The organism is Kitasatospora sp. NPDC057198, from assembly GCF_042670125.1.
Lineage (GTDB): Bacteria > Actinomycetota > Actinomycetes > Streptomycetales > Streptomycetaceae > Kitasatospora.
In genome coordinates, this window is record NZ_JBHUWH010000172.1 from 1 (window position 1) to 14763 (window position 14763).

The 14763-nt window shown below is 75.8% G+C and carries 14 protein-coding genes; 7 read left to right on the top strand and 7 right to left on the bottom strand.

Translation table 11 applies throughout. The features are described from left to right. The first annotated feature begins 15 nt into the window (after window positions 1-15). Window positions 16-741 carry a hypothetical protein gene (locus ACFUEL_RS20050; protein WP_380237726.1) on the top strand — a complete coding sequence of 242 codons (726 nt, stop codon included), beginning with the start codon at window positions 16-18 and terminating at the stop codon, window positions 739-741. A gap of 75 nt (window positions 742-816) precedes the next feature. Here the strand turns inward: ACFUEL_RS20050 and dapC are convergent, their stop codons facing one another. Continuing rightward, window positions 817-1962, bottom strand: a complete 1146-nt coding sequence (dapC, locus tag ACFUEL_RS20055; protein WP_380237727.1) for a succinyldiaminopimelate transaminase — start codon at window positions 1960-1962, stop codon at window positions 817-819. A gap of 22 nt (window positions 1963-1984) precedes the next feature. Further along, on the bottom strand, window positions 1985-2311 hold the full coding sequence (fdxA, locus tag ACFUEL_RS20060; protein WP_030459925.1) for a ferredoxin: 327 nt from the start codon (window positions 2309-2311) through the stop codon (window positions 1985-1987). Window positions 2312-2507: 196 nt separating this feature from the next. On the opposite strand from fdxA, the gene ACFUEL_RS20065 reads away from it, so the two are divergent. Continuing rightward, window positions 2508-3446 (top strand): GNAT family N-acetyltransferase, encoded by a 939-nt coding sequence (locus tag ACFUEL_RS20065; RefSeq protein ID WP_380237728.1) that lies wholly within the window; start codon window positions 2508-2510, stop codon window positions 3444-3446. A gap of 88 nt (window positions 3447-3534) precedes the next feature. Next, a complete protein-coding gene (locus tag ACFUEL_RS20070; RefSeq protein WP_380237729.1) occupies window positions 3535-4404 on the top strand; it encodes a transglutaminase family protein in 870 nt (289 codons plus the stop codon). Between the two features lie 115 nt (window positions 4405-4519). On the opposite strand, the gene ACFUEL_RS20075 is transcribed toward ACFUEL_RS20070, so the two are convergent. The 5 genes from ACFUEL_RS20075 to ACFUEL_RS20095 form a co-directional block, all read right to left on the bottom strand. After that, window positions 4520-5158: a response regulator gene (locus tag ACFUEL_RS20075; protein ID WP_380237740.1), complete on the bottom strand. Its 639-nt coding sequence runs from the start codon at window positions 5156-5158 to the stop codon at window positions 4520-4522. Window position 5159: 1 nt separating this feature from the next. Beyond that, entirely contained in the window at window positions 5160-6392 is a 1233-nt protein-coding gene (locus ACFUEL_RS20080) for a sensor histidine kinase (protein ID WP_380237730.1), read from the bottom strand. Between the two features lie 8 nt (window positions 6393-6400). Further along, window positions 6401-7123 carry an ABC transporter permease gene (locus ACFUEL_RS20085; RefSeq protein WP_380237731.1) on the bottom strand — a complete coding sequence of 241 codons (723 nt, stop codon included), beginning with the start codon at window positions 7121-7123 and terminating at the stop codon, window positions 6401-6403. Further along, window positions 7120-8076, bottom strand: a complete 957-nt coding sequence (locus ACFUEL_RS20090) for an ABC transporter ATP-binding protein (protein WP_380237733.1) — start codon at window positions 8074-8076, stop codon at window positions 7120-7122. The genes ACFUEL_RS20085 and ACFUEL_RS20090 overlap by 4 nt, the downstream gene beginning before the upstream one ends. A gap of 130 nt (window positions 8077-8206) precedes the next feature. Next, window positions 8207-10324 carry a prolyl oligopeptidase family serine peptidase gene (locus ACFUEL_RS20095; protein ID WP_380237735.1) on the bottom strand — a complete coding sequence of 706 codons (2118 nt, stop codon included), beginning with the start codon at window positions 10322-10324 and terminating at the stop codon, window positions 8207-8209. A gap of 243 nt (window positions 10325-10567) precedes the next feature. Between ACFUEL_RS20095 and ACFUEL_RS20100 the strand changes: the two genes are divergently transcribed. The 4 genes from ACFUEL_RS20100 (at window position 10568) to ACFUEL_RS20115 (ending at window position 14722) form a co-directional block, all read left to right on the top strand. Further along, window positions 10568-10762 carry a DUF2304 family protein gene (locus ACFUEL_RS20100; RefSeq protein ID WP_176189864.1) on the top strand — a complete coding sequence of 65 codons (195 nt, stop codon included), beginning with the start codon at window positions 10568-10570 and terminating at the stop codon, window positions 10760-10762. Window positions 10763-10820: 58 nt separating this feature from the next. Further along, entirely contained in the window at window positions 10821-11708 is an 888-nt protein-coding gene (gene mshB / locus ACFUEL_RS20105) for an N-acetyl-1-D-myo-inositol-2-amino-2-deoxy-alpha-D-glucopyranoside deacetylase (protein ID WP_380237736.1), read from the top strand. Further along, window positions 11705-12160, top strand: a complete 456-nt coding sequence (locus ACFUEL_RS20110) for a DUF6113 family protein (protein WP_380237738.1) — start codon at window positions 11705-11707, stop codon at window positions 12158-12160. The genes mshB and ACFUEL_RS20110 overlap by 4 nt, the downstream gene beginning before the upstream one ends. Window positions 12161-12454: 294 nt before the next feature. Then, the gene (locus tag ACFUEL_RS20115) at window positions 12455-14722 is read left to right on the top strand and encodes a hypothetical protein (protein ID WP_380237739.1); all 2268 of its coding nucleotides are present in this window, start codon (window positions 12455-12457) and stop codon (window positions 14720-14722) included. Window positions 14723-14763 lie beyond the last annotated feature (41 nt).

Sequence of the window (14763 nt, forward strand, 5' to 3'; positions counted from 1 at the left end):
CCTCTTAGGAGCACCATGTCCCTCCCCCTCACGCGCCGGATCGCCCAGGCCGCGCTGCTCGTCGCCGCCACCGCGGCGCCGCTGGCGGCCGCGGCGGGCGCCGCCTCCGCCACCGAGGTGGTGCCGCAGACCGACCTGGGCGCCGGCGTGACCAAGCTGGCCGACCTCCCCAACTCGGGCGACGCGGTGCAGGGGGCCACCCACGAGCTGGGCCACGTGGTCGGCACCACCGGCGCCGCGACCCTCGCGGCGGGCGGCCCGGCCGCCGCCGACGCGGCCGGCAGCACCGTCGCGCACAACCTGCCGTCCACCGACGACGCGCTCGGCAAGCTCGGCCCGGTCGGCAAGGCGGGTCAGCTGACCGGCTCGCTGGAGACGCTCACCGACAAGGTCGCCCCGGCGGTCGAGGAGAAGGTCGGCCCGGCGGTCACCGACAAGGTCGTCCCGGCCGCCCAGCGGGCCACCGGCACCCCGCTGTCCACCGTCGCCCGCAACCTGCCCACCGACAAGCTCACCCAGGGCCTGCCGGCCGCCGACAAGCTGGGCCCGGTCACCGGCGCCGTGCAGTCCCTCCCGGTCGCGGGGACCGTCGCGGGCCTGACCGAGCACGAGTCCGCCAACCGCCTGGGCGGCGTGCCCTCGCTCGGCGGCGACAGCCCGCTGGGCGGCCTGACCGGCGCGCTCGGCCCGGTCGGCGGCCTGCTCGGCGGCGTCCAGGGCGGCGGCCTGCCGATCGGCTGACCCGGCGCGGCACCCGGAACACGACGGGAGGGACGGAGCCGGCCGGCTCCGCCCCTCCCGTTCCGGCACGCGGCGCTAGCGCTTGAGCCGCTCCACGGCCGCGGCCACCCGCTCGTCGGTGGCGGTGAACGCCACCCGCACGAACCGGTCGCCCGCCGGGCCGTAGAAGTCGCCGGGGGCCACCAGGATGCCCAGCCCGGCGAGTTCGGCCACCGTCTCCCAGCACGGCCTGTCCTGGGTCGCCCACAGGTACAGGCTCGCCTCGGAGTGCTCGATCCGGAACCCGTACGCCTCCAGCGCGGCCCGCAGCGCGCTGCGCCGCTGGGCGTACCGGGCCCGCTGCTCGGCCACGTGCGCGTCGTCGGCGAGCGCGGCCGCGGTGGCCGCCTGCACCGGCGCGGGCACGATCATGCCGCCGTGCTTGCGGATCTCCAGCAGTTCGCGGACCACCACCGGGTCGCCGGCCACGAAGGAGGCCCGGTAGCCGGCCAGGTTGGAGCGCTTGGAGAGCGAGTGCACGGCCAGCAGGCCCTCGTGCGAGCCGCCGCAGACCGACGGGTGCAGCACCGACACCGGCTCGGCCTCCCAGCCGAGTTCGAGGTAGCACTCGTCGCTGACCAGCAGCACCCGGTGCGTCCGGGCCCACTCGACGGCGCGGCGCAGCTCGGCCGCGTCCAGCACCCGCCCGGTGGGGTTGGACGGCGAGTTCAGCCACAGCAGCCGGACCTTCGAGCCGTCCAGCTCCTCGACGTCCTCGTACGCGACCGGCTCGGCGCCGCAGAGCAGCGCGCCGACCTCGTAGGTGGGGTAGGCGAGCTTCGGGTAGGCGACCTGGTCGCCGGGGCCGAGGCCGAGCTGGCCGGGCAGCCAGGCCACCAGCTCCTTGGAGCCGACGGTGGGCAGGACGGCCTCGGGGCCGGTCCCGGCGCCGCAGCGGCGGTTCAGCCAGCCGGCGATCGCGTCGCGCAGCGACAGCGGGCCCCACACGGTGGGGTACCCGGGCGTGTCGGTGTGCGCGGCCAGCGCCCGCTGGACCAGCTCGGGCACCGGGTCGACCGGGGTGCCGACCGAGAAGTCGCAGAGCCCGTCCGGGTGGGCCAGGGCGGTGCGCTTGTACGGTTCGAGCTTGTCCCACGGGAAGACCGGCAGGCGGTCGGAGACGCGGCGCGCCGCCCCCGGGTGGCCCGGGAACGGCGCGTGCGTGCTGTCGTTGGTGCTCACAGCGTGGATGCCACCGATCGGCTCAGTGTTCGGCGTTCTGCGGGGGCAGCGCGGCGATGAACGGGTGGTCGCGCTCGATCAGGCCGAGCTTGGAGGCGCCGCCGGGCGAGCCCAGGTCGTCGAAGAACTCGACGTTCGCCTTGTAGTAGTCCTTCCACTCCTCCGGGGTGTCGTCCTCGTAGAAGATCGCCTCGACCGGGCAGACCGGTTCGCAGGCGCCGCAGTCCACGCACTCGTCCGGGTGGATGTAGAGGGACCGCTCGCCCTCGTAGATGCAGTCCACGGGGCACTCTTCGATGCACGCCTTGTCCTTGACGTCGACACAAGGCTGCGCGATGACGTAGGTCACGCTGTCGTTCCTCCTCGGAAGGGCTGCCGCCCTACTGTTTACTCGGTCGCGCTTTGCGCGCGGCGTCGTCGATGCCCGCCCCTAGTATCGCGGGTCGGGGGACGCAAATGCACAGGAGGTGCGCTCGATGGTCGGCCCAGTGCCGCTGGAGGCCCGTCCGGAGGTCCGGATAGACCCGTCTGACGTGGGAAGACGCGTGTCGGTACGGCGTGTCGACGGCGTGGCGGACGGCCGCCCGGTGTTCCGCGATGTGATCGGCGTGCTCACCTCGTGGGACGGCACCGGGTTGACGGTCGAACCGCGCACCGGGGGGCCGGTGCGCTTCGCGGCCGAACTGCTGGTGGCCGGCAAGCCCGTCCCGCCGTTCCCGGCCCGCCGCACCGCCGCGCCCGCCGTCGCCCCGCTCGACCTGCAGCGGATCGCGGCCCGCTCCTGGCCGGCCGTCGAGCAGGAGGCGCTGGGCGAGTGGACGCTGCGGGCCTCGTCCGGGTTCACCCGGCGGGCCAACTCGGTGCAGGCGCTGGGCGACCCGGGCCTGCCGCCGGCCGCGGCGCTGGAGCGGGTGCGCGAGTGGTACGCGGCCCGGGGGCTGCCCGCGTACGTCGAGGTGGTCTCCCCCGGCTCGCCGCCCGCGCTGGCCGCCGAGCTGGACCGGCTCGGCGCGGCCCTCGCCCCGACGCTGGTGCGCACCGCCCCGCTGGGCGCGCCGGCCCGCGCCGGGCGCCCCGCCGACGTCCGGCTGTCCCGCACCGCCGGGCCCGAGTGGCTGGCGCTGTACCGCCGGGTGGGCACCGACCCCGCCCTGGAGGCGGCCGCCACCGCGGTGCTGCACGGCGGCCCCTCGGTCTGGTTCGCCCGCGTCGAGGGGCCGGACGGCGCCCCGCTGGCCATCGGCCGGCTGGCCGTCGACGGCGCGTGGGCCTGCTTCGGCGCGGTGGAGGTCGCCCCGGCCGCCCGCCGCCGCGGCCTGGCCACCGCCGTGATGGCCGCGCTCGCCGCCCGGGCCGCCGAGGAGGGTGCCACCGGCGGCTACCTGCAGGTGGAGGCCGACAACGGGGGCGCGATCGCGCTGTACGACCGGCTGGGCTTCACGACCAGTCACACTTACCACTACGCCCGCCTCCCCCGGCGGTAGCGTGCACCACCGGGCGTGGACCCCACCGGCCACCGCCTGCCACGACCAGCCACGACCAGCCACCACCGCTGCTGAACCGAAGGCCGCAGTGACCGAGCAGAGCAGAACCCGCTTCCGCACCGAAGCCCGGGGCGAGGACCCCGACCCGGTGCTGCTGTGCCTGCTCGCCGCCGCCGAGCACACCCTCGGCGATCCCGGCGACAGTGCCGAACAGCCGTCCCTGGACGCGCTCCTGACCGCCTGCCAGGCCGCCATCGACCGGCACGCCGCGGCGATCCGGCAGGCCGTCGCCGAGCGCCGCCCGAACGGCCCGGAGGAGACCGCCGCGCTGCTCGCGGCGGTGCTCGGCGGCCGCGAGCGCTTCCACGGCCGCCAGTCCGACTACCTGCGGCTGGAGTCCTCGCTGCTGCCGGAGGTGCTGCGCCGCCGCCGCGGGCTGCCGATCCTGCTCTCGCTGGTCTGGCAGGCGGTGGCCGCCCGGGCCGGGCTGACCGTGCACGGCATCGCGCTGCCGGGCCACTTCATCGTCGCGGTCGGCGGCCCGGCGGGCGGCGACGAGTACGTCCTGGCGGACCCGTTCCACGGCGGCCGGCTGCTCGACGTGCCCGACGTGGAGCGCCTGCTGGCCGCCTCCGGCCACCGCTTCTCCGCCGAACTCCTCACCCCCGCCCAGCCGTTGGACACCGTGCTGCGGGTGCTGGGCAACATCCGCCGCTGGGCCGCCGACCGCCCGGAACAGGCCCGCACCCAGCTCTGGGCCACCGAGCTCGCCCTGCTGCTGCCCCGCCACCCCGCCCAACTGCGGCTCGAACGCGCCGAGTTGCTGGTCAAGACCGGCGACTTCCTGTCCGGCGCCGCCGAGATGGAGGCGTACGCGAAGATCCTGGACGCCTTCGACCCGGAGAGCGCGGCGAAGGTCCGCCTGGAGGCGAGGTCGGCCCGGCACCGGCTCAACTGAGCGCGCAGCGGGCGCGGTCGGGGCGGAGGGAGGCTCGCGAACAGCGGGTGCGGACGGGGCGCGGGGAACCGCGCGCCCCCGGTCGCGCCCCCGGTCGCGCTCTCTGCCGCGCCCGCTACAGCCAGCCCTTCTCCCGGGCGACCCGCACCGCCTCGGCCCGGTTGCGGGCTGCGGTCTTCTGGATCGCCATCGACAGGTAGTTGCGCACCGTGCCCTCGGAGAGGTGCAGCCGGGCCGCGATGTCGGCGTTCACCGAGCCGTCCGCCGCCGCGGCCAGCACGTCGCGCTCGCGGCCGGTGAGCGGGTTGGCGCCCTCGGCGAGGGCCGCGGCGGCGAGCGTGGGGTCGATGACCCGCTCGCCGCGCAGCACCCGCCTGATCGCCTCGGCGAGTTCGGCGGCGGGGGCGTCCTTGACCAGGAAGGCGTCGGCCCCGGACTCCATCGCCCGGCGCAGGTAGCCGGGCCGTCCGAAGGTGGTGGCGATGACGACCTTGGTGCCCGGCCGCACCCGCCGGACCTCCGCGCAGGCGTCGATGCCGGTCATGCCGGGCATCTCGATGTCGAGGACGGCGACGTCCACCCGGTGCTCGGTCACCGCGGCGGCGACCTGGTCGCCGCGGGAGACCTGGGCCACCACCTCCAGGTCGTCCTCCAGCGAGAGCAGCGCGGCGAGCGCCTCCCGCACCATGCCCTGGTCCTCGGCGAGCAGCACTCGCACCGGTCGTCCACCCGTTCCGTCCGTCACGTCGGGCAGCCTATTGCCCGCTGGGGCCCGGACGCAGCGGGACGAGGGCGCGCAGCCGGAATCCCCTGCTGCGCGCGGCGGGGCCGGTCTCCAGCCGGCCACCGGCCTGCTCCAGGCGCTCGCCGAGGCCGCAGAGCCCGTTCCCGGCCCCGGACTTGCCCGGCCCGGCGCCGTTGTCGACGACCTCCAGGACGGCGTAGCGGCCGTCCTCCTCCCAGGTCTCGTCGAGGCGGACGGTGCACCGGGTGGCGCCGGTGCCGTGCCGGACGACGTTGGTGACGGCCTCGCGCAGCGCCCAGGCGAGCACGCCGGACTCCTCGGCGCCGAGGCCGGGGGTCTCCCCGGCGAGCCGGGGGTCGGCGTCGAACTCGATCTGGCTGGCGCTCAGCGCCGTCCGGGCGGCCGCGAGTTCGACCGGCAGGGTGGGGCGGCGGAAGCCGCTGACGGCGCTGCGGACGTCGGCGAGGGACTGCCGGGCGACCTGCTCGATGTCAGCGACCTGGGTGCGGGCGGCGTCGGCCTTCCCGGCGTCCATCAGCCGTCCGGTGAGCTCGCTCTTGATGGCGATCAGCGAGAGCGAGTGGCCGAGCAGGTCGTGCAGGTCGCGGGCCAGGCGCAGCCGCTCCTCGGAGGCGGCGAGGTGCGCGACGGCGGCGCGGGCCTCGCGCAGCTCCCGCATGGTGGCGACCAGCCGCTGCATGGCGAGCATGGCGAGCCCGGCCATCACGCAGGGCAGGCCGATGCTGACCAGGGTCTCGGCGTCGGCGTGGCTGGTGAGTCCGACGACGGCGAGGGCGCCGCTGGTGGCGAGCACGCCGACCAGTCCGAGCCGGCCGGGGAGGATCACCGCGGCGCACACCGAGGTGTACGTGAACAGGGTCAGCCACGCCTCGCCGAGGGCGTACGAGGTGGCGACGGCGATCACCGCCATCACGGCGAGCGGCAGGTACCGCTTGGCCTGCCGGAAGCCCGGGTGGTTGCGCATCACGATCAGCGACAGGTAGCAGGCCAGGAAGACCACCAGCGCGACGCCCCCGGCGACGCTCGCCGCCGGGGTATGCCGCCCGGTGGTCAGGTCCTGGACGGGGTAGGCCAGGTAGAGCGCCCAGATGGACGTCCAGGCGAGCTTGGCCAGCAGTTGCCGCCTGGTGTCCACGGGCACGCCGGGGTAGGTGGTCCAACGGCCGTCCGGCCCGTCCTCCCCGGACTGGTCGGGGTGGCGGGCCGGTGCGGTGTTCTGCATGCGGGCCATCATGCCCGTCGCGCGTCCTTGCGGTACAGGACGGCCGCCGCGGCGGTGAAGACCGCGAGGAAGGCGGCGAGGGCGGCGATCGGGAGCACGGCCACGTCCTGGCCGTGGATGAACGAGGCCAGCTGGTTGTAGTCGTAGACCGGGTTGAACCGGGCGTAGGTCTCCAGCGATCCGGAGACCGGGAACCAGGTGCCGCCGAACAGCGCCATCAGCATGTAGACGATCATCACGACGGGCTGGACGGCGTCCGGTTCGGCGGCGTAGCCGAGGGCGACGCCGAGCGCGGCGAAGACGAAGCTGCCGAGCCACAGGGCGGCGGCCAGGCCGAGCCACTGGGCGGCGGTGAGGCGGACGCCCTCGATCGCGCCGATCGCGAAGACGACCAGGATGGCGGGCAGCGTGGTGACCGCGCAGGCGGCGATCTTGCCGAGGGTGTAGGCCCGTCCGGGCAGGGCGGTGAGCCGCAGTTGGCGGGTCCAGCCGCTCTTGCGCTCCAGCGAGATGCGCTGCGCCGAGCCGGTCAGCACGGCGCCGACCGCGCCGAAGGTGGCCATCGAGACCATGAAGTACGACTTGACGGAGACGCCGCCGGCCACCGTGCCGCCGCTGCCGTAGGCGCTGATGAAGAAGACGTACAGCAGGGCGGGGTAGAGCACGGTGAACATCAGGTAGCGCTTGTTGCGCAGGGTGCGCAGGATCTCCAGCCGGATCAGGGTGGTCATCGGACGTGCTCCTCTTCGCGCTCGGCCCGGTCCTGGGCGTCGGTGATGGTCAGGAACGCCTCTTCCAGGCCGAGGCCGGTGACCTCGAGCCCGCGCGGGTACAGGCCGGCCGCGTACAGCGCGGCGACGCCCGCGTCGGCGTCGGCGGAGCGGATCCGGACGGTGCGCACGCCGTCGGCGCGGGCGCTGACCTCCAGTCCGACGGTGCCGGGCAGGGTGCGCAGCGCCGCTTCGTCGAAGGCGCCGTCGGCGGGGTGCAGTTCGAAGCCGATCCGGCGGGCGCCGGCCCGGGCCTTGATCTCGGCGGAGGAGCCGTCGGCGATCAGCCGGCCCTTGTGCAGGACGAGGACGCGGTCGGCGACGGAGTCGGCCTCCTCCAGGTAGTGGGTGGCGAACAGCACGGTGCGCCCGGCGTCGGCCTGGGCCCGCATGGCCTCCCAGAACTGGCGGCGGACGGTGACGTCCATGCCGGTGGTGGGCTCGTCCAGGACGATCAGGTCGTTGGCGCCGGCCACCGCGAGGGCGAACCGGACGCGCTGCTCCTGGCCGCCGGAGAGCTTGTCGACCCGGCGGTCGGCGAGTTCGGTGATCCCGGCGGTGGCCAGCACCTCGTCGGTGCGGTGGCCCCTGGGGTGCACCTTGCAGGCCAGTTCGACGATCTCGCGGACCTTGACGTCGCTCATCAGGCCGCCGCTCTGCAGCATCGCGCCGACCCGGCCGGCGGCGATCGCCGCCCGCGGGGTGCCGCCGAACAGCTCGACCGTGCCGCTGTCGGGTTCGCGCAGGCCCAGCAGCAGGTCGAGGCTGCTGGACTTGCCCGCCCCGTTGGGGCCGAGCAGCGCGACCGTCTCGCCCGGTCGCAGCACCAGGTCGAGGCCGTTCACCGCCTTCACCCGACCGTAGCTCTTGCTGACGTTCCGGAAGGCCGCGACCTCCCCCGTTCCCGTCGTCATCCGAACCAAGTCCCTTCGAGAGCCGTTCTCTCCGACTCCTCAAGACTCCTCGGAACGGGGGTGTCCGCGGCAGTGCCCGCCGTCGTGACGTCCGCATGACGGATGTCACGGCCCGAGCGGTGACAGGCCGTCACAGCAGGCCGAGCGACTCCTTCAGGAAACGGACCTGGAGCAGCAGCAGGTTCTCGGCGACCTGCTCCTGCGGGGTCATGTGGGTCACCCCGGACAGCGGCAGCACGGTGTGCGGCCGCCCGGCGGCGAGCAGCGCGGTGGACAGCCGCAGGCTGTGCGCGACCACCACGTTGTCGTCGGCCAGGCCGTGCACGACCATCAGCGGCCGGCGCAGCGAGGGGGCCATCTCCACCAGCGAGTTGGCCCGGTACGCCTCGGGCTCGGTGTTCGGGTCGCCGTAGTAGCGCTCGGTGTAGTGGGTGTCGTACAGGTCGTGCTCGGTGACGGGCGCGCCGGCCACCGCGGCGTGGAAGACGTCCGGCTCGCGGAGCACGGCGGCGGCGGCCAGGTAGCCGCCGTACGACCAGCCGCGGATCGCGACCTTGGCCAGGTCGAGCGGGAACTCCTCGGCGAGCGCGCGCAGCGCGTCGACCTGGTCCTGGACGGAGACCTCGGCGGTGCGCCGGTTGATCGACTTCTCCCAGCCGGGGCTGTGGCCGGGGGTGCCGCGCCCGTCGGCGACGATCACCGCGAAGCCCTGGTCGGCGAACCACTGCGAGACCAGGTGCGGGTTGTGCGCCCGCACCACCCGCTGCCCGTGCGGGCCGCCGTACGGGTCCATCAGGACGGGCAGCGCGCCGTCGGTGTCGGGGTCGTAGCCGGTGGGCAGCAGCACCGCGCAGGGGATCCGCCGCTCGCCGGCGAACCGGAACACCGGGCGGGCGGCGATCAGCGGGGCGGCCGCGTGCGAGGCGACCACCAGCGGCTCGGCGCCCGCGCGGTGCACGGTGGCGGTGGTGCCGGGGCGCATCGGGTGGGCGGTGGTGAGCACGGTGGTGCCCGCGCCGCGCACCGCGCCGAGCGCGCCGTCGCCGACCTCCCGCACGCCGTCCGGTCCGGCCTCGAAGACGCCCAGCCAGCCGGGCGGGCGGCGCTCGAACTCGGCGGCCCCGGCGGAGGCGGTGAACAGCACGGTGTCGCCGTCGGTGCCGAGCACCGCGCGGACGTGCAGCCCGGCGTCGGTGCGCGCCTCCTCGCCGACGGTCAGCACCCGGGCGCCGTTCCGGTCGGTGATCCGCACCAGCCGCCCGTCGGCCAGCCGCAGCGGCACGCCGCCGAACAGCTCCAGCCAGTCCGCGTCCCGCTCGGTGACCAGCACGCCGGTCTCCCCGGTGGCCGGGTCGGCCTCCAGGACCAGCTGTTCGCGCTGGTCGCGGGCCTGCACCTGGAGCAGCGGCGGCCCGCCGGCCGACCAGTGCACCCGGGCCAGGTACGGGTACGCGGCGCGGTCCCAGCGGATCTCGGTGCGACTGCCGTCCAGGCCGAGCCGCCAGAGCCCGACCTCGGCATTGGGCGTGCCGGCCGCCGGGTAGGCGACCTCGACCGGCGGGCGGCCGGGGTTGGCCGGGTCGGCGATCCACCAGCGGCGCACCGGGGTGTCGTCGACCCGGGCGGCCAGCAGGGCGCTGCCGTCGGGGGCCCACCAGTACCCGCGGTCGCGGCCCATCTCCTCCTGGGCGATGAACTCGGCCTGGCCCCAGCTGATCCCGTCCGCCTCCGGCCCGGCCAGCAGCCGGTCGCCGCTGCCGTCGGCGGCGCTCACCCGCAGTTCGCCGCCGGGGGTGGCGTACGCGACGTGGCGGCCGTCGGGGCTGGGCCGCGGGTCCAGCAGCGGGGTGGCGGCGGGCAGTTCGCGGGCCTTCCCGCTGTCGGTGTCGACCGCGAACAGCCGCCCGGAGAGCGCGAAGACCGCGGTGCGGCCGGCGGCGTCCAGGGCGTAGCCGACGATTCCGGCGGAGGTCTCCCGGCTGCGCTCGCGGCGGGCCCGCTCGGCGTCGGACAGCTCCTCCGCGCCGCCGCCGAGCAGGTCCTCCGGGTCGGCGAGCACGCTCTCGGTGCCGGTGGCGGTGTCGAGCCGCCACAGCAGGTTGGCCGGCCGGTCCTCGCCGCGGGAGCGCAGGAACAGCACCCGGGCACCGTCCGGGGAAACGCTGAACGAGCGGGGCGCGCCCGCGGTGAAGCGCCCGGTGCGGGCGTACTGCCGGGGGAAGGTGTCGTGCGGCTTCTCGGTCGTCATGCGGTCGACCCTACGGGCCGGGCCGCCGGTGATCACCCGGACGGCGCAGCTCACCCGGACGGCGGCGTACGGCCGTTCGGAGGGCCGCTGACCGGGGGCGCAGCAGGTCGCGGCGGGCGGCGCGACACCCCGGGCGGAGTCACGGAACGTCATCCGGGTGTCACTGTTCGGGTATCAGTTGACCATCGTCCCGCCCGCCGCCCCGCCCCGGGGCGGCGCACCCGAGGAAGGGTGTGAGCCGTCATGGCTTTGTCCGTCTCCGCCGTCTTGCTGATGCTGGTCGTGGTCGTGGTCCTGGTCCGCCGGTCGACCCTGAAGGTGAGCCACGCGCTGGTGTGCGCGCTGCTCGGCTTCTACCTGGCGTCCAGCTCGATCGCGCCGTCGATCCAGCAGGTCACGGCCAACCTGGCCGGGATGCTGAACGGTCTGAACCTCTAGCGGTGCGCGCGGGCCCGCCCGGGGTGTCCCCTCCGGGCGGGCCGTTAAGCTGCCGGACATGACCTCCGTACCCCCGGCCGACGCGCGCGGGCTGCTGCTGGTGCACGCCCATCCCGACGACGAGTCGATCAACAACGGCTCCACGATGGCCCGGTACGCGGCCGAGGGCGTCCGGGTCACCCTGGTGACCTGCACGCTGGGCGAGGGCGGTGAGGTGATCCCGCCGGAGCTGGCCCACCTGGAGCAGGGCCGGGACAACACCCTGGGCGAGTACCGGATCGGCGAACTCGCTGCCGCGATGCGTGAGTTGGGGGTCACCGACCACCGCTTCCTGGGCGGGCCGGGCCGCTGGCGGGACTCCGGGATGATGGGCGTCGCGGACAACGACGACCCGTCCTGCTTCTGGCGGGCGAGCGTGGACGAGGCGGCCGGGCTGCTGGCCGGGGTGATCCGCGAGGTCCGGCCGCAGGTGCTGGTGACGTACGACGAGAGGGGCGGCTACGGCCACCCCGACCACATCCAGGCGCACCGGGTGGCGCTGCGCGGTTACGAGCTGGCCGCCGACCCGGCCTTCGGCCCGGAGCTGGGCGAACCCTGGCGGATCGCCAAGGTCTACTACAACCGGATGCCCCGCTCGGTGATCGAGGCCGCGCTCGCCGGGACGGCCGCCGAGGCGCCGTTCCCGGGCACCGCCCCGGTCGACCAGGTCCCGGGCGTGGTGGACGACCGGGTGGTCACCACCGTGCTGGACAACGCCGCGTACGCCGGGGCGAAGGCCGCCGCGATGCGGGCGCACGCCACCCAGATCACCGTGGACGGGCGCCACTTCGCGCTCAGCAACGGCCTCGGGCAGCCGCTGCTGGCCACCGAGTACTACGAGCTGGTGCGCGGCCCGCTCGGGCCGGGCGCCCCGGAGACCGACCTGTTCGCGGGGGTGGAGCGGTGAGGTTCACGCACGCCCTGCTGGGCACCCGCGCGCAGCGCCTGGACGAGCCGCTGCCGCCGCGCGGCGTCCGGATCGCGGTGTACGCCGTGCTGTTCCTGCTCGGCGCGGCGGTGTCGGTGTGCGGAGCTTTCGTGCAGACCCTGTGGGGCGGCTTCGGCGTGCTGCTGGCCCTGGCGGGCTGCGCCGGGCTGTTCTACGGGGGGCTGCGGGCGACCGGCACCAAGCTCGGCGCGGGGTGCGCGCTGGGCGGCTGGTTCGTGGTGCTGGCGGTGCTGCTGGCGCCCCGCCCGGAGGGTGACCTGGTGCTCGCCGCGACGCCGTCCGCCTACCTGTACCTGTTCGGCGGGGCGGTGCTCGGGGTGGTCTGCGCGACGCTGCCGACCCGCTCCGGGTTCCTGTTCGGCGTACCGGCGCCGGAGCCCCGACGGCCCGTCAAGGACGGCGACCGCTAGCGCATACCGGGGCGATCCGGACCATCGGGATCCACCGGTCGCCCGACGGCCCGGATGCCTTGTCGGTAAGGTGGTGCCCCGGCGGGCCACCCCCCTGTCCGGCCCGGCCGGGCCGGACGGTAGCTTCGGCACCACTCGCGTGGCGGGGGCGCTCGCCGCAGCCGACACGTGAACAGCTGATGTCCCAGGGGCCGGTCGGCCCGCCGCACGCCGCTCGCCGTCGTCCGGCGCCACCCGCCCCCTACGCAGCGGACGGCCCGGCCGGCCCGGCCGCGAACCCGGAGCAGAGCAGCATTGAGCAGCCGCGAACCTGACAACGCCCACCCGCAGCCGCGCCGCGGCGGCCCCGACGCATACCCGTCGGGCACCCCGCCGTACGGCACCGGCGTGCCCGGTGGGCTCGGCGCGGACCCGGCCGCCGGGCGGACCGCTCCCGGCCCGCAGGCCGAGGAGCCCGAGGCCCCGAAGGCGACGGAGACCAAGCTGACCACCCGGGTGCGGATCAACATCCCCGGTTCGCGGCCGATTCCGCCGGTCGTGGTGCAGAGCAAGGTCAAGGAGGAGAAGCCCGCGAAGGCCGAGAAGCCCGCGGAGCCCTCCGGCCCGCGCCACCGCGGCGGCGCCGGCGACCCGGTGCTCGGCGTGATGGACTCCGGCGCGCGCACCGCCCCGCCGCCGGACCTGCCGCCGGAGTGGCAGGAGCCGGCCGCGCCCCGGCCCGGCGCCGCGAAGCCGTCCGAGTCGGAGTCCACCGGCGAGTGGTTCAAGCCGCGCCAGAAGGGCCGTCCCGAGCCCGCCGCGGCGGCCTCCGCCCCGGCCGCGCCCGCGCAGCCCTCCCCCGCCGCGCCGCCCGGCCCGGCGGCCCCGCAGCCCGCTCCGCGCCCGTCCGGCGCGCCCGCCTCGCCGTTCGCCCCGGCCGACCCGGCGTCCTCCCGCACCGGCGGCCACCCGCTGCCGCGCCAGGACGACCGGTTCGCCGCGGCCCAGGACCCGTTCGCGACCCCGCGCGACCCCTTCGCGCCGGACCCGCACGCCCAGCCGCAGGACCCGTTCGCGGCCCCGGGCGACCCGTACGCCCAGCCCCGGCAGTCCCAGCAGCCCCGGCAGTCCCAGCAGTCCGCCGCACCGGACCCGTTCGCCGCGGCCCAGGACCCGTTCGCGGCCCCGCGCGACCCCTTCGCGCCGGACCCGCACGCCCAGCCGCAGCAGCCCCGGCAGCCGCAGTCCCCGCAGCCCGCTGCCGCGGGCGGCCCCGCCGCGAGCGGTGCCGGGGAGCCGGAGGACACCCAGATCGGCGGCTTCGACCCGATCACCGGCGAGGAGCCCGCCCCGGGCGCCGACATATCGGACCCGCCGACCACCCAGCTGTTCCTGAAGGCCCCCGGCACCCAGGGCGACCCGTTCTCCGACCCGTTCGCCGCGCCGCGGGCGCCCCGGCCGGCCGGTGACGGCGGCGGCCGGTTCGCCGACCTGCCCGCCGCCCAGCCGTTCCCGGGCGGCCCGCGGGCGGCCGCGCCCAAGCGCGAGCAGGCGCCCGCCGAGCACCCCCCGGCCGCCCGGCCGGCCGCCGAGGAGCCGAAGCCGGCCGCCCCGGCCGCACCCGCCGCCAAGAAGAAGGGCGGCGGCCGCGGCCGGAAGCTGGTGGTGACCGGGATCGGCGGCGTGCTGTTCCTCGGCGCGGCGGCGTACGGCGCGGGCCTGATGATGAACCAGTCGGACATCCCCAAGGGCACCACCGTGCTGGGCACCGACATCGGCGGCGACTCCCGCGACCAGGCGGTGAAGGCGCTGGACGACTCGGTCGCCAAGGTCGGGCAGCAGCCGGTCCGGCTGAAGGTCGGCGACCAGTCGCTCACCCTGGACCCGGCCAGCGCCGGCCTGAGCTTCGACACCACCGCGACGGTGGACGGGCTGACCGAGCACAGCTACAACCCGGTCGACGTGCTGGGCTCGCTGACCGGCGACGCCAAGGCCGTCGCACCGCTGGTGCGGATCGACCGGGCGAAGCTGAAGGTCGCCCTGGACGACCTGGGCGCCAAGTCCGGCCAGTCCCTCCAGGAGGGCTTCGTCCGCTTCACCGCCTCCGGCGGCATCGAGGTGGTCCCGGGCGCGGGCGGCAAGGCGCTGGACGCGGCGGCCTCGGTCGACCTGGTCGAGCAGGCGTACCGCGGCCGGGCGGCCGGCAAGCCGGACGCCGAGCTGGTGCTGCCGGTCTCCGACGCCCAGCCGAAGGTCGGCCAGGACGTGCTGCAGGCCGCCGCCGACGGCCTGGGCAAGCAGGTGATGGGCGGCAACGTGACGGTGACGGCCGGCGGCAAGACGTTCCTCTTCGGCCGCAACACCGCCGCCAGTGCGCTGACGCTGGCCCCGGACGCGAGCGGCACCGTGGTCCTCAAGTGGGACATGAACGTGCTGGCCTCCTCCGTCGGCACCGTCTTCGACAAGGTGCGGATCACCAAGAACGGCCAGCAGGTGCCGGTCACCACCCAGGACGTGGCCGACGCCATCGCCCAGGGCGTCACCAGGACCGGCAAGGAGCGCACGGTCAGGATCCCCGCCTGACGGCACGTCAACCCGCGGGCCGGGCCGGGGCGCTGGATGGG